At 71.6% G+C, this 22,936-nt stretch carries 26 protein-coding genes; 14 read left to right on the top strand and 12 right to left on the bottom strand.

Translation table 11 applies throughout. From position 1 onward, the window contains the following. The first annotated feature begins 59 nt into the window (after positions 1-59). Genes AFL01nite_RS00315 through AFL01nite_RS00305 form a run of 3 tightly spaced genes read left to right on the top strand, consistent with a single transcriptional unit; the run spans position 60 to position 1,959 of the window. Positions 60-710, top strand: a complete 651-nt coding sequence (locus AFL01nite_RS00315; RefSeq protein ID WP_146825100.1) for a hypothetical protein — start codon at positions 60-62, stop codon at positions 708-710. Continuing rightward, the gene (locus AFL01nite_RS00310) at positions 707-1,315 is read left to right on the top strand and encodes a hypothetical protein (protein ID WP_146825099.1); all 609 of its coding nucleotides are present in this window, start codon (positions 707-709) and stop codon (positions 1,313-1,315) included. The genes AFL01nite_RS00315 and AFL01nite_RS00310 overlap by 4 nt, the downstream gene beginning before the upstream one ends. Then, positions 1,312-1,959: a hypothetical protein gene (locus AFL01nite_RS00305; RefSeq protein ID WP_146825098.1), complete on the top strand. Its 648-nt coding sequence runs from the start codon at positions 1,312-1,314 to the stop codon at positions 1,957-1,959. The genes AFL01nite_RS00310 and AFL01nite_RS00305 overlap by 4 nt, the downstream gene beginning before the upstream one ends. Here AFL01nite_RS00305 and AFL01nite_RS00300 read toward each other — a convergent pair. From AFL01nite_RS00300 to AFL01nite_RS00285, 4 genes are read right to left on the bottom strand one after another with little or no spacing between them, the layout of a single operon-like run. Further along, a complete protein-coding gene (locus AFL01nite_RS00300) occupies positions 1,923-3,230 on the bottom strand; it encodes a hypothetical protein (protein WP_146825097.1) in 1,308 nt (435 codons plus the stop codon). The genes AFL01nite_RS00305 and AFL01nite_RS00300 overlap by 37 nt on opposite strands. 25 nt (positions 3,231-3,255) lie before the next feature. After that, on the bottom strand, positions 3,256-3,825 hold the full coding sequence (pspAB, locus tag AFL01nite_RS00295; RefSeq protein ID WP_146825096.1) for a PspA-associated protein PspAB: 570 nt from the start codon (positions 3,823-3,825) through the stop codon (positions 3,256-3,258). A gap of 1 nt (position 3,826) precedes the next feature. Further along, positions 3,827-4,717: a zinc metalloprotease HtpX gene (htpX, locus tag AFL01nite_RS00290; RefSeq protein ID WP_146825095.1), complete on the bottom strand. Its 891-nt coding sequence runs from the start codon at positions 4,715-4,717 to the stop codon at positions 3,827-3,829. Continuing rightward, positions 4,692-5,411 carry a PspA/IM30 family protein gene (locus tag AFL01nite_RS00285; RefSeq protein ID WP_146825094.1) on the bottom strand — a complete coding sequence of 240 codons (720 nt, stop codon included), beginning with the start codon at positions 5,409-5,411 and terminating at the stop codon, positions 4,692-4,694. Before AFL01nite_RS00285 ends, htpX begins: the two co-directional genes overlap by 26 nt. A gap of 55 nt (positions 5,412-5,466) precedes the next feature. Here AFL01nite_RS00285 and AFL01nite_RS00280 point away from each other — a divergent pair, with 55 nt between their 5' ends. Continuing rightward, entirely contained in the window at positions 5,467-6,015 is a 549-nt protein-coding gene (locus tag AFL01nite_RS00280) for a DUF3043 domain-containing protein (protein WP_146825093.1), read from the top strand. Between the two features lie 10 nt (positions 6,016-6,025). Here the strand turns inward: AFL01nite_RS00280 and AFL01nite_RS00275 are convergent, their stop codons facing one another. Next, positions 6,026-6,220 carry a hypothetical protein gene (locus AFL01nite_RS00275; RefSeq protein WP_146825092.1) on the bottom strand — a complete coding sequence of 65 codons (195 nt, stop codon included), beginning with the start codon at positions 6,218-6,220 and terminating at the stop codon, positions 6,026-6,028. 1 nt (position 6,221) lies between these two features. After that, a complete protein-coding gene (gene gcvT / locus AFL01nite_RS00270; RefSeq protein WP_146825091.1) occupies positions 6,222-7,322 on the bottom strand; it encodes a glycine cleavage system aminomethyltransferase GcvT in 1,101 nt (366 codons plus the stop codon). A gap of 33 nt (positions 7,323-7,355) precedes the next feature. On the opposite strand from gcvT, the gene AFL01nite_RS00265 reads away from it, so the two are divergent. After that, positions 7,356-8,771: a leucyl aminopeptidase gene (locus tag AFL01nite_RS00265; RefSeq protein ID WP_146825090.1), complete on the top strand. Its 1,416-nt coding sequence runs from the start codon at positions 7,356-7,358 to the stop codon at positions 8,769-8,771. Positions 8,772-8,776: 5 nt separating this feature from the next. Continuing rightward, complete coding sequence (locus AFL01nite_RS00260; protein ID WP_146825089.1) at positions 8,777-10,087, top strand: serine hydrolase domain-containing protein; 1,311 nt, start codon at positions 8,777-8,779, stop codon at positions 10,085-10,087. Positions 10,088-10,166: 79 nt separating this feature from the next. On the opposite strand, the gene AFL01nite_RS15415 is transcribed toward AFL01nite_RS00260, so the two are convergent. Continuing rightward, the gene (locus tag AFL01nite_RS15415; RefSeq protein WP_222593336.1) at positions 10,167-10,715 is read right to left on the bottom strand and encodes a hypothetical protein; all 549 of its coding nucleotides are present in this window, start codon (positions 10,713-10,715) and stop codon (positions 10,167-10,169) included. Between the two features lie 135 nt (positions 10,716-10,850). Between AFL01nite_RS15415 and lpdA the strand changes: the two genes are divergently transcribed. From lpdA to AFL01nite_RS00240, 3 genes are read left to right on the top strand one after another with little or no spacing between them, the layout of a single operon-like run. Continuing rightward, positions 10,851-12,227, top strand: a complete 1,377-nt coding sequence (gene lpdA / locus AFL01nite_RS00250) for a dihydrolipoyl dehydrogenase (RefSeq protein ID WP_146825088.1) — start codon at positions 10,851-10,853, stop codon at positions 12,225-12,227. 19 nt (positions 12,228-12,246) lie between these two features. Then, positions 12,247-14,058, top strand: a complete 1,812-nt coding sequence (gene sucB / locus AFL01nite_RS00245; protein ID WP_146825087.1) for a 2-oxoglutarate dehydrogenase, E2 component, dihydrolipoamide succinyltransferase — start codon at positions 12,247-12,249, stop codon at positions 14,056-14,058. A gap of 2 nt (positions 14,059-14,060) precedes the next feature. Further along, entirely contained in the window at positions 14,061-14,954 is an 894-nt protein-coding gene (locus AFL01nite_RS00240) for a TIGR01777 family oxidoreductase (protein ID WP_146825086.1), read from the top strand. A 3-nt stretch (positions 14,955-14,957) separates the two neighbouring features. On the opposite strand, the gene AFL01nite_RS00235 is transcribed toward AFL01nite_RS00240, so the two are convergent. Continuing rightward, positions 14,958-15,353, bottom strand: coding sequence for a hypothetical protein (locus AFL01nite_RS00235; protein ID WP_146825085.1), 396 nt, complete (start codon positions 15,351-15,353; stop codon positions 14,958-14,960). A gap of 68 nt (positions 15,354-15,421) precedes the next feature. Here AFL01nite_RS00235 and AFL01nite_RS00230 point away from each other — a divergent pair, with 68 nt between their 5' ends. Further along, positions 15,422-15,919: a GNAT family N-acetyltransferase gene (locus tag AFL01nite_RS00230; protein ID WP_146825084.1), complete on the top strand. Its 498-nt coding sequence runs from the start codon at positions 15,422-15,424 to the stop codon at positions 15,917-15,919. 4 nt (positions 15,920-15,923) lie between these two features. Next, entirely contained in the window at positions 15,924-16,616 is a 693-nt protein-coding gene (gene lipB / locus AFL01nite_RS00225) for a lipoyl(octanoyl) transferase LipB (RefSeq protein ID WP_146825083.1), read from the top strand. A gap of 9 nt (positions 16,617-16,625) precedes the next feature. Here lipB and AFL01nite_RS00220 read toward each other — a convergent pair whose 3' ends face one another. Then, the gene (locus AFL01nite_RS00220) at positions 16,626-17,828 is read right to left on the bottom strand and encodes an MFS transporter (protein WP_246119527.1); all 1,203 of its coding nucleotides are present in this window, start codon (positions 17,826-17,828) and stop codon (positions 16,626-16,628) included. Positions 17,829-17,923: 95 nt separating this feature from the next. Here AFL01nite_RS00220 and lipA point away from each other — a divergent pair, with 95 nt between their 5' ends. Further along, entirely contained in the window at positions 17,924-18,820 is an 897-nt protein-coding gene (gene lipA / locus AFL01nite_RS00215) for a lipoyl synthase (protein WP_078701445.1), read from the top strand. Positions 18,821-18,835: 15 nt separating this feature from the next. After that, the gene (locus tag AFL01nite_RS00210; RefSeq protein ID WP_146825082.1) at positions 18,836-19,543 is read left to right on the top strand and encodes a DUF4191 domain-containing protein; all 708 of its coding nucleotides are present in this window, start codon (positions 18,836-18,838) and stop codon (positions 19,541-19,543) included. On the opposite strand, the gene AFL01nite_RS00205 is transcribed toward AFL01nite_RS00210, so the two are convergent. Continuing rightward, positions 19,544-19,924: an RDD family protein gene (locus AFL01nite_RS00205; protein WP_146825081.1), complete on the bottom strand. Its 381-nt coding sequence runs from the start codon at positions 19,922-19,924 to the stop codon at positions 19,544-19,546. Positions 19,925-19,985: 61 nt separating this feature from the next. Continuing rightward, positions 19,986-20,504: a hypothetical protein gene (locus tag AFL01nite_RS00200; protein WP_146825080.1), complete on the bottom strand. Its 519-nt coding sequence runs from the start codon at positions 20,502-20,504 to the stop codon at positions 19,986-19,988. 217 nt (positions 20,505-20,721) lie between these two features. Here AFL01nite_RS00200 and glnA point away from each other — a divergent pair, with 217 nt between their 5' ends. Continuing rightward, positions 20,722-22,143 carry a type I glutamate--ammonia ligase gene (gene glnA, locus AFL01nite_RS00195; RefSeq protein ID WP_146825079.1) on the top strand — a complete coding sequence of 474 codons (1,422 nt, stop codon included), beginning with the start codon at positions 20,722-20,724 and terminating at the stop codon, positions 22,141-22,143. Between the two features lie 179 nt (positions 22,144-22,322). Here glnA and AFL01nite_RS00190 read toward each other — a convergent pair whose 3' ends face one another. Then, positions 22,323-22,934, bottom strand: a complete 612-nt coding sequence (locus AFL01nite_RS00190; protein ID WP_146825078.1) for a TetR/AcrR family transcriptional regulator — start codon at positions 22,932-22,934, stop codon at positions 22,323-22,325. Positions 22,935-22,936 lie beyond the last annotated feature (2 nt).

The following is a 22,936-nucleotide window of genomic DNA, read 5'->3' as shown; positions in this document are numbered from 1 at the left end:
GACGTCCGATTCGCGACGTCCGCACCGGACCACCGCATCGCTGCCCTACCATCGGGGCCATGACGGGGGCCGAGGACAACCGCCTGCGCCGGTGGGTGCTCCGGCTGTCGCGCACGCTGACCCTGCGCCAGGCGCTGTCGGCCGTCGCCGCGCTGGTCGTCCTGGCCTCGGGACTCTTCGGCGGACTGGCCACGGCGCGCACCTCCGGACCGACCGAGCTGGTGGCCGGTGAGCAGGTCCACGCCGAGCCGTTCGACGTCACCGTCGAGCGCGCACGCTGGCTCACGGACCTCGGTCTGGAGGGCGAGACCCCGCGGGGCCGCTACATCAGCGTCGTCGCCACGATCAAGAACACCTCCGACCACCCGGTGTACCGCTCCGAGATCCGCGACACGATGCGCCTGCACGGTCTCGACGGGGTCTTCCGGCGCGAGAGCGGGAAGGAGACCGGCCCGAGCGAGGCCGCCACCCCGCGCGTGCTGGTCGTCGCCGACGCCTCCGAGCTCGCCAGCGCCGCGCCGGGCCTGGAGTACGAGGTGGTCTTCCTCTGGGAGCAGGCCGAGTACATGCCGGTGCCCGAGGACGCGACCGTGGCCGTGGCCGCCCGCACATGGCGCCAGAGCACCCTCGACGACCAATACCTGTGGTTCGACCCCACCGTCACCCACGCGGGCTCCATCGCCATCGAGAAGGCGAAGGAGGAGTCATGAGGGCCCCGACGGTCCGCCGCCCCCAGGCCACGGCCGGCGTCCTCGTCGTCCTCGCGCTCGTCCTGGGCCAGTGGCTGCACCAGCAGCTGCCCGAGCGAGCCGACGCGTCGCGCCCGTTCGAGGAGCCGGTCGCGGTCGGCGGCACGGCCAGCCTGCGGTCCGGCGACGTCGAGGTGCTCTCGGTGGACGGTGCTCCCTCGGTCGCCCGGAAGAACGGTCCGGTGCTCCTCTCCCCCGGCCTGTTCGTGGCGGTCGAGTTCACGTTCACGCCCCGCGGCGAGTCGTCGTCGCTGCGGTACGGGGAGCTGCGCGACAACTCCGGCCGCGTCCTGCCCTTCTTCGGCTCGAGCGGGCGCAGCTCGATCGACTGCGTCGGCCGCCTGGTCGACCGGCCCACCCGCTGCCTCGCCGTCGTCGAGGCCGATCCCGCGTCACTCGCCGGGGCCGGCCTCGCCGTCGCGCCGAGCGACATCGACGAGCGCTGGGACTCCATGGCCGTCGTCGACCTCGGCATCGATGCGGACGATGTCACCGAGTGGTCGGCGAGGAAGCAGTTCCTCGACCTGCCCCAGGCCGGCGTCATGACCCGCACGGAGGCCCCATGACCTCGACGATGGAGCACCGCCGCGGCTGGTGGCGGCGCAACCGGTGGGGCCTCGTCGCGCTGCCGCTGGCGCTCGTCCTGGCCCTCGCCGCCGGCAGCTCGCGCCTGCACGAGTACTGGTGGAAGCGCGGCTTCCACGAGCAGGCACCCGTCTCCTCCGGCGTCGCCACGCTGACGGACGAGTACGACGACGGCTACCTGCGGTACCCGATCGAGGCCCGCTACTCGGTGGCCTCCTTCCGTCCCGCCGACGACGTCACCCTCTACGGCGGCGACCCGCTGCCGTCGGGCGTCCGCGCGTGGCGGCTGAGCCTGGCGGTCGAGGCCGACCCGGACGTCGCCCTGAGCGGCTGCACCGTCGCCCTCGTCGACACGGCGGGCAACCGTCACGGCGCGACCGACTCCGGACTCGACGTCGATGCCCCGCGACTCGCGTCGTGCGTGCCCGAGTCCACGCCCGGGCCCCGGACGACGTACGGGAGCACCGCGCCGCCGGCGGTTCCCGACGGTGAGGATCCCCGCCCGCCGACGTACCGCACCGACACCGTGTTCGTGCTGCCCGCGGAGGCGGTCCCGGCCGCCGTGCGGCTCTGGTACGCCCTGCCGCGCTACGTCGAGCTGCCGGTGGACGCCTCGGCCGACTGACGCTCGGCCGCCTCCTGCGCCCAGCGCCGCTGGTTCGTGAGGATGCGCTCGATCGCGGCCGCCAGCAGTCCGGCCAGGATCACGTACTCGAGCGCGGAGGCGATGATGTCCTCCCACGGCGAGAAGGCCAGGGCGGTGTCGCGGCTGCGCGGTCCGAGCAGGAAGCGACCGGCCTCGCTGACGAGCGCGTTGGCCTGGTCGGCGATGACGAACACGAGGCAGAACATCACCATCGGCACGAGCCCGCCGAGCGCCAGGACCCGGAAGCCGTCGCGCAGCCCGCTGAACCTGCTGCGGAACCCGGACGTCGCCTCGCCGGCCCAGCGCTTCACGACCGCGGGGGTGCGCGCGCCGACGGCCGCGATGGGACGCGCCCGGCTGAACCGGGAGGAGCCCTTCGGCGGGGGCGGGACGATGCTGCCGCCGAAGACGACCGCGGCGACCGTCAGCCAGGCCAGCGGAACCAGCACGACGTCGTCGGCGTTGTCGATGAACGTGCCGATCCAGCCCACCACCGTGGCCACCGGATCGCCCACGGGCCCGAGGACGTCGAGCAGGTCGGCCCAGCGGTCCTGCACCCACTGCACGAACCGGCGCTCGGTGATCCACTGCCAGATGCGGTCCTGGAAGCGGGTGAAGGTGACGCCGAGCGTGACGATCCACAGCGTCTCGACGTAGGCGGCGCCGAACGCCAGCGGCCGGCTGCGCGCCGGCAGGTTGAAGCGGTCGAACAGGAACCGCAGCACGAGGGCGATCACGACGATGGCCACCAGCAGCCACCCGGTCGCGATGGCCGTGCGGTCGATGTTGGCGGACTCGCCGTAGAACACGCCCGCGTTGCCGTAGAGCTCGTCGTAGGTCGCCTCGTTGACGTAGGCCCGGACGTCGGCCTTGAGCAGGCCCTGGGCGGCGTAGACGGTGAGGAACGGCAGCAGCGCGCCGGCCAGGACGCCCAGCCAACCGTCGGAGCGTGGCTCCGTGCCCGGCGACGGCTCGCTCGTGTCGGGGCTCAGCGCCGTGAGCGACCTCGAGACGACCAGCAGCATCACGATGATCGAGACCAGCGTCGCCAGCGGCGCCAGCGGAACGATCAGTCCCGCGAGGGTGGAGTGGTCCTTGCTCAGGACGACCGCCAGCCACAGGAAGCCGTAGCGGCCCGCGGCGCCCAGCAGGAAGACCGTGGCCAGGACCGGCCAGTGCGCCCCGACGAGCCGGAAGCCGTTCCAGACCACGGCGATCGCGTCGCGCAGCACCCCCCGGACCTCGCCCATGGGCGCTGAGTCTAGACCGAGATCGTCACAGTCCGGGGGCACCCCAGATGGCGAGCCAGCGGCCCAGGTCCTGCTCGATGGGCACGTCGTTCTCGACCAGGGCCCGCACCCGCAGCTCGGTGGGGTTGTCACGACGTCGGGCCGCCGACGGATCGGGGACGAACGGGTAGAACGTGCCGCGCTTGAACAGGTAGACCAGGGCGAGCCGGCGGCCCTCGTACTCGAAGACCACCGTCGAGCACAGCATGGACGTGTCGAAGCCCTGGTCGGCCATCGTCGAGTTCACGGCGTGCAGGTCGGTGACCAGGCCGCTGACGTCGCCGGAGGGCCGGACGACCTCGAGCCAGGTGAAGCCGAACTCGTCGTGGTGCATCTCGACCGTCGCGGTCGGGTCGGTGCGGATCATCTCCTGCGCCGACGCGATCACCTCGTCGTCCGCGCGCCCCTCGGCGTCGCGGAAGCAGACGGCGCCGTGGCCGCTGAAGGCGAAGCCCTCGGCCTGCAGCGTCAACGCCGCCTGGGGCACCGAGAACAGGACGTCGAGGTTGGCCTTGGGCGGCTTGCTGCGACCGAGGAGGCCGTCGAGGAACCCCACCTCAGCGCCGCTCGGTGAGGTCGGCGCCGATGCGGGCCAGCTGGTCGAGGCGCGCCTGCAGGGGCGGGTGCGTCGACATCAGCACGGCGGCGGTCTCGCCCTTGACGGCCGGCGCGATGAAGAACGCGTTCATCGGCTGCGCCTCGCGCAGATCGGAGGTGGGGATGCGGCCCATGTCGCCCGAGATCTTCACCAGCGCAGAGGCCAGCTTCGAGGGCCGGCCGGTCAGGTACGAGCCCGAGCGGTCGGCGCTGAGCTCGCGGTAGCGCGAGAGCGCACGCGTCAGCAGGAAGCTGATGGCGGTGACGACCAGGCTGACCAGGATCACCACGATCATGGCCGGACCGCTCTTGTCGCGGTTGCCGCCGCCGAACCACATGCCCCAGCGGGTGAGGAAGCCGGCCAGCAGGCCGAGCGACGACGCGACGGTCATGATCGAGACGTCGCGGTTGGCGACGTGGGCCAGCTCATGGGCCAGCACGCCCTCGAGCTCGTCGGCGTCGAGGCGCTGCATGATGCCCGTCGTGACGCAGACGGCCGAGTGCTTCGGGGACCGCCCCGTGGCGAACGCGTTCGGCATGTCGGTGACCGCCACCGCGACGCGCGGCTTGGGCATGTCGGCCAAGGCGACGAGCCGGTCGATCATGGCGTGCAGCTCAGGCGCCTGCTCCGGAGTGACGACGTGGGCGCCCATCGACTTGAGGGCGAGCGAGTCGGAGAAGTACCACTGGCCCCAGGACATGCCGATCACGATGATCGCGGCCAGCGCCACGCTGTTCGTCGCGCTGATCAGGAACGCCCCGAACAGGACGTAGAGCAGGACCAGGCCGAGCCCGACCCCGCCCATGCGCAGGGTCAGCCCCCGGTCACTGCGGAATCTGGTGCGGGCCATGGCCGTCTCCCTCCACGCCGCGCGGCTCGTCGACCGAGCCGAGCGCCTCGTCGAAGCGCCGCAGCAGCGCCTCGTCCTGCGACTCTCCCGGCCGGGCCAGGATGCCTTCGTTCATGAGCTCGTCGACCGCGTCGGCGGTGGCCTCGAGCTCGCGCGTGTGCCGCTCGGCGTCGGCCATCACCCGGCCGACCTCGCCGGCCGTGGCGCCGATCCCCGACGTGGCGCCGTGGATCTCGTTGCGGGCCTGGGCCGCGGAGTAGCGCGCCGACAGCGTGTCCTTGCGGATCCGGAAGTCCTCGATCTGGCGCTCGATGCCCGCCGCCGAGTTGAGCAGCTGCTCCTCCTCCGAGCGCAGCTGGGCGTGCCGGTCGTCGAGCTCGGTGGCGGCCTTCTCCAGCGCGAGCTGGCGCTCGAGCGCCCGGCGGGCGCCGCCGTCGTCGCCGCGGTCGACCGCGGCCCTGGCCTCGGTGCCGGCGGTGTCGATCTCGCGGCGCAGCGACGCCAGCTGGATCTCGACCCGCTTGCGGCTCGTGGCGACGTCGGCCACGCCGCGACGGACCTGGGACAGCAGGCGCGACTGGGTGCGGTACGCCTCGTCGAGGCGCTCACGCACCTGCTCGAGGTCCGGGCCGTCGCTCGCCGTTCTCGATCGGAACAGTCGCACGACACGTGTCCAGAGCCCGCCTTCTGCCATGGCCCCACCCTAACCAGCAGTCCAGCACTCGGCCCGCCCTTGTAGGGTCCATGGCGTGAACGACGCAGCCGAACCGACTCCCCAGCGCAAGGGCGGCCCGACCCGCAGCCGCAAGGAGGCCGAGGCGGCCCGCAAGGCGCAGATGAAGCGGCCCCTGACCCGCAAGGAGCAGGCCGAGCGTGAGCGCCGCCGCCGCGCCGCCGCCCGCGACAAGCAGCGCGAGGCCCTGATGGGCGGCGGGTCCACCGCCGACCTGCCGGCCCGCGACCGCGGCCCGGCCAAGGCGCTGGCCCGCGACGTCGTCGACCGCCGGCGCACGGTGGCCGAGTTCATGCTGCCGATCCTGGTGCTCATCCTCGTGATGAGCTTCTTCCCGGCGCTGTCCTCGGTGGTCTTCACCCTCTGGACCGTCACCATCTTCGCCACGATCATCGACGAGGTCTGGCTGCTGATCTCGCTCAAGCGCGAGCTGAAGAAGCGCTTCACCAAGAGCGAGAGCCGCGGCGCGCTGCTCTACGCGGTGCTGCGCAGCACGCAGATCCGCCGGATGCGGCTGCCGAAGCCGGCCATCGCCGTCGGCCAGCCGCTGCCCGAGCACTACTGAGCCGGGCGCGTCACTCCGGGCGCAGCGACATCGGTCCGTAGACCTCGGCCCCGTCCTCCAGCAGGCGCACCTGCTCGACCCCGTCCTCCAGCAGGTCCTCGAAGCTCGTGCCGATCCACGTCTCGGCCTCGGCGCGCTGGTCGAACGCCTCGGACGTGCCGACCGCTTCGCCGGTGCTGTTCTCGTACTGCCAGGACCAGGTCATGTCAGTCCTCCTTGGTGGACGGTTGGACGAACGGGGGCTTGGTGACGGTGAAGGACTGCGGCCGGCCGCGCACGTCGACCAGGACGGTGGCGCCGTCCTCGACCGACGGCTCGAGCAGGGCCAGGCCGATGCCCTGGCGCAGGGTCGGCGAGAACGTGCCCGAGGTGACCTCGCCCAGCACGGCGCCGTCGTCGTCGTGGACGGCCATGCCCGGCCGCGGGATGCCGCGGTCCTGGGCGAGCAGGCCGCGCAGGGTGCGCACCGTCTTCGCGGCGCGCTGACGCTCGAGCGCCTCCTTGCCCCAGAACGTGGGCTTCGACCAGCCGACCGCCCAGCCGGTGCGGGCCATGACGGGGCTGACCTCGGCCGAGAGCTCGTGCCCGTGCAGCGGGTAGCCCATCTCGGTGCGCAGGGTGTCGCGGGCGGCCAGGCCGCAGGCGCGGATGCCCAGCGACTCCCCCGCCGCCATGACGGCGTCCCAGACCGGCACGACCTCCTCGGCCGCGACGACGAGCTCGTAGCCCCGTTCGCCGGTGTAGCCCGTGCGGCAGACCGTGAGCTCGACGCCCTCGACCGTGCCGGTGGTGAAGGACATGTACTCGTGGTCGACGGGCAGGCCGAGCGCCGTGAGCGTCTCGTCGCTGAGCGGGCCCTGGATCGCGAGCACGGCGTGGTCGCGGTGCTGGTTCTCGACCTCGATGCCCTCGGGCGCCGCGGCTTGGAGCCGGCGGACGACCTCGGCGTTGTTGGCCGCGTTGGGGATGAGGAACACCTCGAAGTCGCTGCGCAGGTAGGCGATGAGGTCGTCGACCGTCCCGCCGTCGTCGGAGCAGCACAGCGTGTACTGCGCCTTGCCCGGGCGGATGCGGGCGAGGTCGTTCGTCAGGCAGGAGTTCACGAACTGGGCGGCGCCGGTGCCTCGCACGAGCGTCTTGCCCAGGTGGCTGACGTCGAACAGGCCGACGGCCTCGCGGACCGCCTTGTGCTCGGCCAGCACCCCGCCGCCGGCGTACTCGAGCGGCATCGACCAGCCGCCGAACTCGGAGAACTTGGCGCCGAGGGCTTCGTGCCGCTGGCGCAGGGGCGACTGGAGCAGGTCCATGCGAGCCAAACTACCGCTGACTACAGTGGCGGCATGTCCACGGTCCAGTTGCGTGCCACCCTGCCCACCGTCGACGCCGTCGTCGCCCTGCTGCCCTCCGGCTCCGGGCTGCCCGACGGCATCCCCTGGAAGGCGTTCGGGTTCAGCGGCGAGTCCGGAGAGGTCGCCGTCGTCCCGAGCGGCGACGCCGAGCTCACCGTGTGGGTCGCCACCGCCGCCGAGCCGACCGCCGAGCAGCTGCGCCGCGCCGTCGCCAAGGGCCTGCGGGCCGTGCCGAAGGCCACCCGCATCGGCATCGACCCCAGCCGCCTGCCCGACGCCGACCTCGCCGCCATCGCGGAGGCCGCCGTCCTGACGACCTACCAGTACCTCGAGTACAAGGGCGACGACGCCCGCAAGAAGACGACGGTCGTCGACACCGTGACGATCCTGAGCGCCGACGCCCGCAAGGCCGCGGCGAAGCGCCTCGTCGACGAGGCCGTGGTCGTCGCCGAGGCCACCTGCGTCGCCCGCGACTGGGTCAACACCCCGCCGGGCGACCTGCGCCCGCCCTCGTTCGCCGACGCGATCAAGGCGGCCGCCCCGGCCGGCGTCCGCGTCACCGTCTGGGACGAGAAGCGCCTCGCCAAGGAGAACTGCGGCGGCATCCTCGGTGTCGGCGCCGGCTCCGAGGCCCCGCCGCGCCTGGTCCAGCTCTCCTACGACCCGCAGGGCGCGAAGCAGCACCTTGCGTTGGTGGGCAAGGGCATCACGTTCGACTCCGGCGGCCTCTCGCTCAAGCCGGGCGCCTCGATGATGACGATGAAGTGCGACATGGGCGGCGCCGCCGCGATCGTGGCCGCCACGAACGCCATCGCCCGGCTCGGTCTGCCGATCCGCGTCACCGCGTTCGTGTGCATCGCCGAGAACCTGCCCAGCGGCACCGCCACCCGTCCCGGCGACGTCCTGCGGATGCGCTCGGGCGCGACGGTCGAGGTGCACAACACCGACGCCGAGGGTCGCCTCGTGCTGGCTGACGGCCTGGCGCTCGCCGTCGAGGCCAAGCCCGACCACGTGATCGACGTCGCGACGCTCACCGGCGCGGCCATGGTCGCGCTCGGCACCCGCACGAGCGCCGTCCTGGGCAACGACGACGCCCTCCAGGACCGCGTGCTGGCCGCCGCCGAGCTCGCCGGCGAGTCGATGTGGCGCCTGCCCATCACCGAGGAGATCGGCACCGCGGTGACCAGCTCCTCGATCGCCGACCTGCGCCAGCACAACCCGAAGCCCTACGGCGGCACGATGTACGCGGCGGCCTTCCTGCGCGAGTTCGTCGGCGACGCCTCGTGGGCGCACCTCGACATCGCCGGCCCGGCGTTCAACGACGGTGGCGCGTTCGACTACACGCCCGTCGGCGGCACCGGCGCCGGCGTGCGCACGCTCGTCCGCCTCGCCCGCGACCTCGGCTGACGCCGATGGCGGCGTTCGACGACCTGCTGCGCGCCGAGCACGAGGCCTCCGGATCGGCGTCGGTGGCTGCCGCCGTCGTGCACGACGGCGCCCTGCACTGGTCCGGGGCGGTCGGCACGGTCGACGGCCGTGACGGTGCGCCCGCCACGACCTCGACGCAGTACCGCATCGGCTCGATCACCAAGACGTTCGTCGCGGTCGAGGTCCTGCGGCTGCGCGACGAGGGTCGGCTCGACCTGGCCGACCGCATCGACCGGCACCTGCCCGACGTGCCGTTCGGACACGTCACGGTCGCGCAGCTGCTGACCCACACGTCGGGGTTGCAGGCCGAGACCAACGGAGCCTGGTGGGAGCGCACGCCGGGTGGCGACTGGGGCGAGCTCATCGGCTCCGGGCTGGGACTCGTGCACACGCCAGGCACCCGCTTCCACTACTCGAACGTGGGCTTCGCGGTGCTGGGGCGCCTCGTCGGGGTGCTGCGCGGGACCTCGTGGTTCGACGCGATCCGGGCGGGCATCCTCGAGCCGCTCGGGATGGGTGGCGTCACGCAGGCGCCGGCCGCGGGCGCGGCGGTGGGCCTGTCGCACCACCCGTCCGACGGCCGCCTCATGGTCGAGCCGCACCACGATGCGGGCGCGATGGCCCCGGCAGGACAGCTGTGGGCGAGCGCCGACGAGCTGGCGCGGTGGGCCGCCTTCGCGGCCGGCGACACCGGCGACGTCCTGGCTTCCTCGACGTGGACCGAGATGGCCGTGCCCCTCGCCGTCGACGACCGCCCGGGGGTGCCGTGGGCGACCGCCCAGGGTCTGGGCTGGCGGGTGTGGCCCGGCACCGGCTCGGGGCGCTGGGTCGGGCACGGCGGGTCGATGCCCGGGTTCCTCGCCACCGCCATCGCCGAGCCGGAGAGCGGGTGGGGCGTCGTCGTGCTGGCGAACGACACGCTGCGACTCGGCGACCTGGCCACGCGCCTGCTGGACGCGGCCCGCATGCTCGACCAGCGTCCTGAGCCATCCGTGGCCGTCGAGCCCGCGCCGGACGTGGCCGCGCTCGTGGGCGACTGGTACTGGGGACCGGTGCCGTACCGCCTCGAGCCCACGGCCGACGGGTTCCACCTCTCGGACGTCAACGCCAACCGGCGGTCGCGGTTCGTGCGCGACGGCGACGGCTGGCGCGGCCTCGACACCTACTTCGCCGGGGAGCGGCTCGTCGTGCGTCCCGACGGCGCGCTCGACCTGGCGACGTTCGTCCTCAGCCGCGAGCCCTACGACCCCGCCGTCGACCACCCCGGTGGCCTGGACCCCCGCGGCTGGCACTGACCGACTCGCTGAGTTGCACGTTCCACCACGTGAAGACGGCGTGTCGCTGGCCAAACGTGCAACTCAGCGGGCCGGGGAGCTAGAGCCCGAGCTTGCGCGCGGCCTGCTCGACCTGGTCCCAGCGGCTGCGGTCTCCCCCGGTGCGGTCGGGGTGCGCCTTGGCGCGGGCGGCGCGCAGCACCCGCTCGAGGTCGGACTTCGACGGGTTGCGCGGCAGCGGCTCGGTGCCCGCGATGGTCTCGAGCGTCATGATCGCGCCGAACTGCGCGGGACTGTAGTCGCCTCGCTCGACCTCGACGCTGGTCTTCTTCGCGCTGGCACGGGCGTTGTAGTCGCGCATCCGCTGCGGGTAGCCGACACGGTTGGCGTCGTAGACCGGGATCTTCAGGCTGCGGGCGAGGTCGGCCGCAGCCTTCTCGTTCGGGATGCGGCGCCGGGTCCACTCGCCGTCGGCCGCCACGAACACCACGGTGGTCTGGGTGACGGTGGTCTTGGGCTCGACGAACGCCTCGACCCCCGAACGCGTCGTGGCGAACTCGCGCAGCGCGGCCAGATCCGCCCTGGTCGCATCACGGTCGGACACGACAGCACCGGCGGAGGTGCGGCGACGACGGTTGAAGAGGCCCACACTTTGATTCTGCCGGACCGGACCCACTCGCGGGGTGCACCTCGCCCGAGTCGCACCCGCACCGCGACTCCCCGGTGGCGGCCCTCACCGGACGGGTGACAAGATGAACAGCAGACCACCTACCCGGAGGACATCGTGCCCGACGACGCACCCCATTCGTTCGACATCGTCATTCTCGGAGCCGGAAGCGGGGGCTATGCGTGCGCACTGCGCGCCGTCCAGCTCGGCAAGTCCGTTGCCATGATCGAGAAGGCCAAGGTGGGTGGCACGTGCCTCCACGAAGGCTGCATCCCCACCAAGGCGCTGCTCCACGCGGCCGACGTCGCGCACGTCGCCCGCGAGGGTGACTCCATCGGCGTCCACACCAGCTTCGACGGCGTCGACATGGTGAAGGTCAACGCCTACAAGCAGGGCGTCATCGACCGCCTCTACAAGGGCCTGCAGGGACTCGTGAAGTCCGGCGGCATCACCGTCGTCGAGGGCGAGGGCAAGCTCGTCGACGCCAAGACCGTCGAGGTCGACGGGCAGCGCTACACCGGCACCAACGTCGTGCTCGCCACCGGATCGGAGCCGCGCACGCTCGGCATCGAGATCGGCGGCCGGGTCATGACCAGCGACCAGGCCCTCAAGCTCGAGGAGGTCCCGAAGCGCGCCGTCATCATCGGCGGCAGCGTCATCGGCGTCGAGTTCGCCTCCGTCTGGAACTCCTTCGGCGCCGAGGTCACGATCATCGAGGCCCTGCCGACGCTCGTCCCGCTGGAGGACCCGGTCCTCAGCAAGGGACTCGAGCGCGCCTTCCGCAAGCGCAAGATCGCCTTCAAGACCGGGGTGAAGTTCACCGGCGTCGAGCAGAACGACAACGGCGCGGTCGTCACCCTCGAGAACGGCGACACCATCGAGACCGACGTCGTGCTCGTCGCCGTGGGCCGTGGCCCGCGCTCGGCCGGCATGGGCTTCGAGGAGGCCGGGATCACCGTCGAGCGCGGCTGGGTCCCCACCGACGAGCGCCTGCGCACCAACGTCGACGGCGTCTACGCGGTCGGCGACCTCGTGCCCGGCCTGCAGCTCGCGCACCGCGGCTTCGCGCACGGCATCTTCGTCGCCGAGGAGATCGCGGGCCTGAACCCCCGCCCGATCGTCGACATCAACATCCCGCGCGTCACCTACTGCGAGCCCGAGCTGGCCTCGGTCGGCCTCACCGAGGCCCAGGCCAAGGAGAAGCACGGCGAGGTCCAGACCGTCGAGTACAACCTCGGCGGCAACGGCAAGAGCCAGATCCTCCAGACCGCCGGCGTCGTCAAGGTGGTCCGCGAGAAGGACGGCCCGATCGTCGGTGTCCACATGCTCGGCTCACGGATGGGCGAGCAGATCGGCGAGGCGACGCTGTGGGTCGGCTGGGAGGCCTACCCCGACGACGTCGCGGAGTTCATCCACGCGCACCCCACCCAGAACGAATCCCTCGGCGAGGCGGCTCTCGCCCTGGCCGGCAAGCCGCTGCACTCGCACGCCTGAGAACGGAACAGGAACCCCTATGGCAACCGAAGTCACCCTCCCCGCGCTCGGAGAGTCCGTCACCGAAGGCACCGTCACCCAGTGGCTGAAGGCCGTCGGCGACACCATCGAGGTCGACGAGCCGCTGCTGGAGATCTCGACCGACAAGGTCGACACCGAGATCCCCTCCCCCGTGGCCGGCACGATCCTCGAGATCCGCGCCGAGGAGGACGACACCGTCGAGGTCGGCGCCGTGCTCGCGATCATCGGCGACTCCGACGAGTCGTCGTCCGACGCCGGTGACTCCGGCGCCGCCGAGTCGGCCCAGGCCGAGGCCGAGCCGCAGCAGGCCGACGAGCCCGCCCCCGTGCCCGAGGAGGCCGAGGGGGAGCCGCAGCCGGCTCCGGCCGAGGAGCCCGCGCCCGCCGAGGAGCCCGACGAGGAGGCCCCGGCTCCCGAGCCGGAGGCCAAGCCCACCGCCTCCGGCGGCCAGGCCGTCACGTTGCCCGCGCTCGGCGAGTCCGTCACCGAGGGCACCGTCACGCAGTGGCTGAAGTCCGTGGGCGACTCCGTCGAGGTCGACGAGCCGCTGCTGGAGATCTCGACCGACAAGGTCGACACCGAGATCCCCTCCCCCGTCGCCGGCACCCTGCTGGAGATCAAGGTCGCGGAGGACGAGACCGTCGAGGTGGGTGCTGAACTCGCCATCATCGGCGAGGAGGGCGCTGCGTCGTCCGAGTCCGCCCCGGAGCCCGAGGCCCCGAAGGCCGAGGAGCCGAAGGTTGAGGAGCCCCAGGCCGAAGAGCCCGAGCAGCCGAAGGCCGAGGAGCCGAAGGCCGAGGAGCCCGAGGCTGAAGAGGTCAAGCCCGAGGAGACCACCCTCCAGGAGCCGAAGGCCGAGGAGTCCTCCTCGTCCGACGCCGGCTCGTCGGAGGGCTACGTCACCCCGATCGTCCGCAAGCTCGCCAAGCAGCACGGCGTCGACCTGGCCACCGTCACCGGCTCCGGCGTCGGCGGCCGCATCCGCAAGCAGGACATTCTCGACGCGGCCGAGAAGAACCAGGCCGCCGAGGCTCCTGCCGAGTCGTCGGCTCCCGCCGCGGCGTCCGCCCCGTCGAGCGAGCCCTCGCCGCTGCGCGGTCGCACCGAGAAGCTGACGCGCCTGCGCAAGACCATCGCCACGCGCATGGTCGAGTCGCTGCAGGTCGGTGCCCAGCTCACGCAGGTGCACGAGGTCGACGTCACCGAGGTCGTTCGCCTGCGCGGCAAGCACAAGGACGCGTTCCTGGAGCGCGAGGGCGTCAAGCTGACGTACCTGCCGTTCTTCGCGAAGGCGGCCATCGAGGCGCTCAAGCAGTACCCGCAGGTCAACGCGGCGCTCGACCTCGAGGGAGGCACCGTCACCTACCCCGACGGCGAGCACCTCTCGATCGCGGTCGACACCGAGCGCGGCCTGCTGGCGCCCACGATCAAGGACGCCGGCGACCTCAACATCGCCGGGCTGGCCCGCAAGATCGCCGACGTGGCCGATCGCACGCGGAACAACAAGATCCTGCCCGACGAACTGTCCGGTGGGACGTTCTCGATCACGAACCTGGGCAGCAACGGCGCCCTGTTCGACACGCCGATCATCAACCAGCCGCAGGTCGCGATCCTCGGCGTCGGCTCGATCGTCAAGCGCCCGGTCGTCATCACCGACGCGAACGGCTCCGAGTCGATCGCGATCCGGTCGATGGCCTACCTGGCCCTGACGTACGACCACCGGATCATCGACGGCGCCGACGCCGGTCGCTTCCTGACCGCCATCAAGGAGCGCCTGCAGGCCGGTGCCTTCGAGGGCGAGCTGGGCTGACCATGCACGTGGTGATCGGGGGCGCGTCGGGTTTTCTCGGCGCGCCCTTGGCGCATCACCTGCGCCAGCGCGGGCACCGGGTCACCGCGCTGGTCCGGCGCACGGCCGGCAGCGACGAGTCATGGTGGAAGCCCTCCGAGGGCCTCATCGACCAGACGCTCATCGACTCGTGCGACGCGGTCGTCAACCTCTCCGGGTCGCCGATCTCGCAGTGGCCGCGCACGCCCGCCCGCAAGCGCGAGATCCTCGCGTCGCGCCTCGGCGCCACGGGCACCCTGGCCCGGGCGATCGCCGCGGCTCCCACTCCCCCGGCGTTCCTCTCCGGCTCCGGCATGTCCTGGTACGGGGTCGACCGCGGTGACGACGAGCTGGACGAGACGTCCGGCCCCGGCACGGGCTTCCTCGCCGAGGTCGCCCAGCAGTGGGAGGCCGCCGCCGCTCCCGCGGTCGACGCCGGAGCCAGGGTCGCCTACCTGCGCACCTCGATCGTGCTCGATCGCTCCGGCGGGGCGCTCAAGCTGATGGTGCTGCCGTTCAAGCTCGGGTTGGGTGCCCGGCTCGGCGACGGCCGCCAGTACTTCTCGACGATCTCGCGGCGCGACTGGGTGGCCGCGGTGACCCACGTGCTGGAGGGCGACCTGAGCGGTCCGGTCAACCTCGCGATCCCCGACGACGTGACCAACCGCGACTTCACCCGCACGCTCGCCGCGACCGTGCGGCGCCCCGCGCTGCTGAGCGCCCCCGCCTTCGCCGTCCGGCTGGCGCTCGGCGGACTGGCGGACGACCTGCTCGGATCGCTGCGGCTGCGGCCGGCCGCGCTGATGGCCGACGGGTTCTCGTTCTCCGACCCGGGCATCGACCGGGTGCTGCGCACGGCGCTCGGCCGCGGCGCCTGAGGGTCACGACACCCGGGCGATCCGCCACCTGCCCTGCTCACGCTCGAGCGTGACCACCCGCCGGCTCCAGCCGTCGGCCGGGAGCGTCCTGTGCCCGCCGTCGGGCAGCACCGCGACCGTGGGTCCCAGGCGCTCGACGACCTCCACACCGCCCGCGCCCCCGTCGTGACACGACGCCCGGACGGTGCGCGCGCCCTCGAGCCTGACCCCTCGCTCGCGCCAGGCGTCCAGCCTCGCGAGGTCGGTGCGGCCCGCCTCCGGACCGTAGACGTGGGACAGCATCCGCTCGTCACCCGACGTCCACGCCGCTGCCCGGACGACGTCGAGTGCGGCCAGCGCGTCGCACCGGCCGGTGGCCGGCAGGACCAGGGCGACGAGTGCCGCGATCAACTCCCCCATGCCCGCAGCCTCGCGCCACACGGCCGCAAGTGTCGACCGCTCGTCCACAGCCCTGACACGATGGACCCGTGGCGACCATCCGAGCAGCGACACCGGCCGACCTCCCCGCGATCCTGGACATCCACAACGAGGCGATCGAGAACACGACCGCGATCTGGGACGAGACGCCCGTCGAGCTCGCCGACCGGGTGCGCTGGTACGAGCGCCTCGTGACGTCGGGCCACCCGGTGCTGGTGGCCGAGACCGGCGGCCAGGTGGCCGGCTACGCCAGCTACGGGCCCTTCCGGCCTCGCTCGTCCTACCGCCACACGGTCGAGGACTCCGTGTACGTCCACCGCGACCACCGGCGCCGCGGCATCGCGCGCGAGCTGCTGGTGTCGCTGCTGGGCGAGGCCTGCGACGCCCCCGACGTGCACGTCGTGCTGGCCCTCATCGAGTCCGGCAACACGGTGTCGATCGAGCTGCACGAGGACCTGGGCTTCGAGCAGGTCGGCCACCTGGCCGAGGTCGGCCGCAAGTTCGACCGCTGGCTCGACCTGACGATCCTGCGCTGCGCCGTAGGCTGAGACCGTGCGCTTCCTCCAGGACTGGTACGGCGACGCCGCGATCGAGTACACGCAGGCGTGGCAGCTCCAGCGCGACCTGCACGCCGAGCGCGTCGCCGACCGCATCGAGGACACGGCGCTGCTGCTGGAGCACCCGCCGGTCTACACCGCGGGCAAGCGCACCGAGCCGCACGAGCGGCCCCGGGACGGCACGCCGGTGGTCGACGTCGACCGCGGCGGCAAGATCACCTTCCACGGCCCGGGCCAGCTCGTCGGCTACCCGATCGTGAAGCTGCCCTCCCACGTGCTGGTCGTCGACTACGTCCGCCGCATCGAGGAGGCGCTGATCCGCTCCCTCGCCGGCCTCGGCGTCGCCACCGGCCGCGTTCCCGGGCGGTCGGGCGTGTGGCTCGCCCCCGAGCCCGGGCGTCCCGAGCGCAAGATCGCCGCGATCGGCATCCGCGTCTCGCGGGGCGTGACGATGCACGGCTTCAGCCTCAACTGCGACGTGGACATGGCCTGGTACGACCGCTTCGTCCCGTGTGGCATCGCCGACGCCGGGGTGACGTCGCTCGATCGCGAGCTCGGCCGCGACATCAGTCCGCCCGACGTGGCGCCGATCGTCGGTGCCCACCTCGCCGAGCTGATGACCTGGCGCCCGTACGAGCCGTCCCCCGACATCGATCGCGTCGAGCACGTCTCCGTGCCCCTGCTCTGATCCGCCCCGTCAGTCGATGTCGGCGTCGGCGTCGGGTGCGTCGAGGCGCCAGCCCAGGACGCCCGCCACGACGCTGGCCATCGCGACGCACACCAGGAACGGCGCGAGGATCTGCTCTGGGCTCCACACCGTGGCGGCCCACCCGGCCAGGATCGTCGGCACCGCCATCGCGCCGTAACCGAGCAGGTAGAAGGCGCTCATGACCTCGCCGCGGTGATCGGCCGGCACGACGTCGCCCAGGTGCCGCAGCGAGCTGCCGAACGCCATCCCGAAGAAGAACCCGAGCACGCCGGAGCAGGCCAGGATCGCCACAGCCGAGCCGCTGTGGACCGCGACGATGCACGCCAGCAGGGTCACCGCGGTGCCCGCGTCGCCGGAGACCGCCGCCAGTCGCGGCGTCCACCGCACGGCGATCAGCTGGCTGACGGCCGCGGCGACCGCCATCGCCGCCACCACGGCGCCGCCGAAGAGCAGGTTGTCGGTGTCGACGGCGTCCGACGCGATCTTCGGGAACAGCGACAGGAAGACACCCAGGACCGACCACGACGCCATGACGCCGATCGCGGCGAACCGGAAGTCGGCCGAGATCGATGGAGGCACGCGCGGCCGGGCGATCCGCAGCTCGGTCGCGCCGCTGCGCCCGTGCGGCTCGCGCATGACGACGACCGCCGCCAGCAGCACGGCCACCACCACGGCCAGCAGCACGTAGGGCGTGACGAGCGGGTGCTCGCCGTACTCCGCGATCAGCGAGACGGCCACGATCGTGAGCGCGATCCCGACGTTGAAGGCCACCCCCGACCGCTTGCCGGAGCGTGCTCCGTGATCGGGCTCGAGGTCCAGCAGTGCCGCACTGCCGGCGACGACGATCGCGCCGACCGACACCCCGTGGATCGCCCGGGCCACGATCAGCCACGTCACGGACTGCGCCAGGGCGAACAGGACCAGGCCGACCAGCAGTCCGAGCGCGGCGGCCAGCAGCACGGGACGGCGGCCGATCCGGTCGGACACCGGCCCCGTCAGCAGCACACTGACCAGCGCCCCGAAGGCGTAGACGGCGAAGACGACGGTGGTGGTGATCGGGGCGAAGCCCCAGGCGGAGGCGTACACGCCGTAGAGCGGGGCGGGGGCGGCGGAGATGCCCAGGCTGAGCGCCAGCAGCACCATGACGAGGGGGTAAGCCCAGCGCTGCGCCGTGGCGACCGCAGTACTCACCGGCTCAGCGTAGGCGGTGCCTCGCGCCCGACCCGACCCGATCAGGTCTTCGGCGTAGGGTGGTCACCGTGACCATCGCTCCCGAAGGACGCAAGATGTTGCGGCTCGAGGTCCGCAACGCCGAGACGCCGATCGAGAAGAAGCCCGCCTGGATCAAGACCCGGGCCAAGATGGGCCCGGAGTACAACGAGCTGATGAAGCTCGTGAAGAGCGAGGGCCTGCACACGGTGTGCCAGGAGGCCGGCTGCCCCAACATCTTCGAGTGCTGGGAGGACCGCGAGGCCACGTTCCTCATCGGCGGCGAGCAGTGCACGCGCCGGTGCGACTTCTGCCAGATCGACACGGGCAAGCCCTCCGACCTCGACCGCGACGAGCCGCGCCGCGTCGCCGAGAGCGTCCGCACGATGGAGCTCAAGTACGCCACGATCACCGGCGTCGCCCGCGACGACCTGCCCGACGGCGGCGCCTGGCTCTACGCCGAGACGGTCCGCAAGATCCACGAGCTCAACCCGGGCACGGGCGTCGAGAACCTCATCCCTGACTTCAACGGCATCCCCGAGCTGCTGACCGAGGTCTTCGAGTCGCGCCCCGAGGTGCTGGCGCACAACGTCGAGACCGTCCCGCGCATCTTCAAGCGCATCCGCCCGGCCTTCCGGTACGAGCGCTCGCTCGACGTGCTGACCCAGGCCCGCGCCTTCGGCCTGGTCACGAAGTCGAACCTCATCCTGGGCCTCGGTGAGACGCGCGAGGAGGTCTCGCAGGCCCTGCGCGACCTGCACGCCGCCGGCTGCGAGCTCATCACGATCACGCAGTACCTGCGTCCGTCGGCGCGTCACCACCCCGTCGAGCGGTGGGTCAAGCCCGAGGAGTTCGTCGAGCTGCAGCAGGAGGCCGACGAGATCGGCTTCTCCGGCGTGATGTCCGGTCCGCTGGTCCGCTCGTCCTACCGTGCCGGAAGGCTCTACCAGCAGGCGATGGACGCCCGGGCCTGACGTAGAATCGCCCTCATGTCCAGCCCCGCCCCCGCCGTGCCCGCCGGTCGCCTCGCGCAGTTGCGCCAGGCATACCGAATGACGAAGAAGACCCAGCCGCGCATCGGCCTGCTCCTGGTGGGCGTCTTCGTCCTCACCGCCGCCGTCGTGGCCGCGCTCGGCGTGCTGCTGATGGGCACGGGCTGGTTCGCCATCGTCATCACCGTCATCCTGACCCTGACGGTCTCGCTGCTGGTCACGATGATCGTCTTCGGCAAGCGCGCCGAGCGGTCGATGTACGAGCAGGCCGAGGGCCAGCTGGGCGCAGGTGCCGGTGCGCTGCAGATGCTGCGCCGTGGCTGGGACGTCAAGCCCGCCGTCGCCTTCACCAAGCAGCAGGACGTCATCCACCGCCTCGTCGGCCGCCCCGGCGTGGTCCTCGTCGGCGAGGGCCAGCACGCGCGGGTGAAGAACCTGCTCGGCTCCGAGGTCAAGAAGCACCAGCGGATCGTCGGCGACAGCGTGCCGGTGACCACCCTCATCGTCGGCCGCGGCGACGGCGAGGTGCCCCTGCCCCAGCTGGTCAAGCGGGTCAAGAAGCTGCCGAAGGCGATCAAGCCCGCCCAGCAGACCGACGTGCTCTACAAGCTCAAGGCACTCGACGCGATGCGTCCGGCCGCTCCGATGCCGCGGGGTCCGATCCCCACGAGCATGAAGGGCGCCCGCAAGGCGATGCGCGGCTGATCAGGCCCGCACGACCTTGCTGCCGGCCGCGAGGTCGTGCAGCCCACGCTTGTCGTCGGTCATGATGATGGCCGGGAGGACGAGGCTGAGCAGCAGGGTGCGCAGCACCGCCCGCGGGATCCCGATGGGCCGGCCGTCGGGGTTGATGAGGCGCAGCCCCATGATCCGCTTGCCGATCGAGAAGCCCACCAGGCCGAGCAGGATCGCGACCTCGACCAGGAACACCCCGTTGATGATCAGCTGGTCGCGGATGCCCTCCGGCGGGAACCGCACCCCGATGGCGCCGAAGATCGCGACGGCGGACAGGGAGGCGATGACCCAGTCGATGAGCAGCGCGACGAGGCGCCGGCCCAGCGAGGGTTCGTCGTGGATCTCGGGCACGGCTCCAGCCTAGGCAGCGCCGGCGGCGTCCCGGTGTCCGGGCCGCCGGCGCCGCCCCTGCCTACGACCTCGGCAGGCTCGTGGCCTGCGGCGCCTCGTCGACCTGCTCGCCGGTCGTGCCGAACGAGGTGAAGAGCTGCAGGGTGAGCTCCTCCGTGGCGTGGCCACGCTTCTTCAGGCAGGACCGCGGCACCTTCAGCCTGATCACCTGCTCGCCCCACGTGCCGGAGACGCCCCGGCACTTCTGCTTCTTCACGTCGAAGTGGTCGAAGTACAGCAGCGCGACGCGGGCCTTCTCGCCCCGGTGCTTGCGGATCCGGACGATGTACCCGGCCTCGAAGATCTCGTACTGCGAGACCGTGAGCTCGGCCGTGCCGGACCTGCCGAGCTCGGGGATCTTCGCCGAGACCCGCACCCGGTCGGACAGGTGCGAGTAGCGCACCTTGGTGATGTCGATGCGGGCCGGGGCGTCCCCGCTCGGGTCGCGGCGCGTGGCGCTGTCGGCGGCGGCCGGCGCGGCCAGCCCGCCGACGAGCGCGGCTCCTGCGATCGCCGCGGGAATCAGCTGCGAACGTCTCATGATGAACCTCCTGGGTCCGGGCGAGGTGCCCGTCCGTCACCTCGCACGAGACGCCTCGCGCCCCGGAGATACCTCGCCGGCGACGACGGGCGAGCCCGTAACCTGCATGTAACAATCCGGTGATGGACGGGAAACTGCCTCCGCCTAGCCTCTAGGCGGACGCAGGAAGATCCCGTCCGCACCGATCTATCCGCCGCACCGCGGTCGAGGAGGCCACATGTTCGGCAATGCCGACGAGTTCTTCAAGTTTGTCCGGGACGAGGGCGTCGAGTACATCGACATCCGGTTCACCGACCTCCCGGGCATCCAGCAGCAGGTCACGATGCCGATCTCGGGCTTCGACGAGGACACCGCCGCCGAGGGCGTCGCGTTCGACGGCTCGTCGATCCGCGGGTTCCAGACGATCGACCAGTCGGACATGAAGCTGCTGCCGGACTACGGCACGGCGTACGTCGACCCCTTCCGCAACCCCAAGACGATCGCGATGGACTTCTTCGTCCACGATCCGATCACGGGCGAGGCCTACTCGCGCGACCCGCGCAACATCGCGCGCAAGGCCGAGGCGTACCTCAAGACCACCGGCATCGGTGACACGGCGTTCTTCGCCCCCGAGGCCGAGTTCTACATCTTCGACCGCGTCTCGTACGGCACCAGCCCGAACAAGAGTTACTACGAGATCCAGTCCGCCGAGTCCGCCTGGTCCACCGGTGACGACGTGGCCGACAACCGCGGCTACAAGGTCCGCTACAAGGGCGGCTACTTCCCCGTCCAGCCGACCGACCGCTTCGCGGACCTGCGCAACGACATGATGACGAACCTGTCGAACGCGGGCCTCATCCTCGAGCGCGGCCACCACGAGGTCGGCACCGCCGGCCAGGCCGAGATCAACTACCGCTTCGACACGCTGCTCAAGGCCGCGGACGACACGATGAAGTTCAAGTACCTCGTGCGCAACACCGCGTGGGCGCAGGACAAGACCGTGACGTTCATGCCGAAGCCGATCTTCGGTGACAACGGCTCGGGCATGCACGTGCACCAGTCGATCTGGAACAACGGGGAGCCGCTGTTCTATGACGAGGCCGGCTACGGCGGCCTGTCCGACACCGCCCGCTGGTACATCGGCGGCATCCTGAAGCACGCGCCCTCGCTGCTGGCGTTCACCAACCCGTCGGTGAACTCCTACCGACGCCTGGTGCCGGGCTTCGAGGCGCCGATCGCGCTGGTCTACTCGGCCCGCAACCGCTCCGCCTGCGTCCGCATCCCGATCACGGGTGCCAACGCCAAGGCCAAGCGCATCGAGTTCCGCTGCCCCGACCCGTCGAGCAACCCGTACCTGGCGTTCTCCGCGCTGCTGCTCGCCGGCATCGACGGCATCAAGAACAAGATCGAGCCGCCGGCCCCGATCGACAAGAACATCTACGAGCTTCCGCCGGAGGAGTACGCCGAGATCGACATGGTCCCGACCTCGCTCGGCGCCGTGCTCGACGCGCTCGAGGCCGACCACGAGTTCCTGACGGTGGGCGACGTGTTCACGCCCGACCTGATCGAGACGTGGATCGAGTACAAGCGCCAGGAGGAGATCCTCCCGATCGCGCTGCGCCCGCACCCGCACGAGTTCGAGCTCTATTACGACATCTGATCTGAGGGTTTCACCCTCTGTCAGCAGTCCGCGAGAACGGCCCCTGACCTGCACAAATGCCTTTCGGCGTCTGTCAGCGTCAGGGGTCGTTCTTCATTGTTCTGCGGCCCCACCGCGGCCCCAGCGCCAGCGGCACTGACTCGACCAGCGCTGGGCACCTCGGGGGTACAGGATGACGATCAACCCCGGCCGGTCCGGGTCCTCGGCCGAGGGTTCCCGAGCGTACGGCCAGCGATTCGGCGAACGAGATCACGTGCGCCCGCCGTGGGAGGTCGGCCAGCCTGGAGGTACGGACGCACCACGGCGAGGGGGAGGTCGAGGAGGACGAAAGCGATCTCGTCGGCATCTGCCTCAGAAGAGACCGCGATGCTGCGGGCAAGGCGTGCGGTCGCGTCGCGGCGGGCTTTCTCGGCGGCTTCCTCGTGTTGGATCAGGTCCGGCGGCCAGGCGTCTGGCATGAAGGCGCTGCGACCAGCGTGGAGGACCGCAGCTTCGGCGAGGTGCTCACGGCACCACTCGACACACCAGACTGCCGCCTTGATCACGTCAGCGGCGTCTGGCTCATCGCCGAGCACCTCTGCCAGCCCGTCACCGAATCGCGCGGCCGTTCGAATCCACATCGCCGCGAGCAACGACGCACGGTCCGGGAAGCGGTGGTAGACCGATCCACTGGGCGCACCCGCCTCTCGAGCGACACCAGACATCGTGACGACACCTGGACCGCCGCTGGCGAAGAGCGCAACCGCAGCGTCGAGCAACGAGTCGGTGGTGTGCTGAGCAGTCCGCGCCATAG

Origin of the sequence: Aeromicrobium flavum (assembly GCF_007992115.1) — a bacterium.
Taxonomy (GTDB): Bacteria; Actinomycetota; Actinomycetes; order Propionibacteriales; family Nocardioidaceae; genus Aeromicrobium; species Aeromicrobium flavum.
Note: the sequence above shows the minus strand (reverse complement) of the source record. Positions and strands in the feature narration are given on the sequence as shown.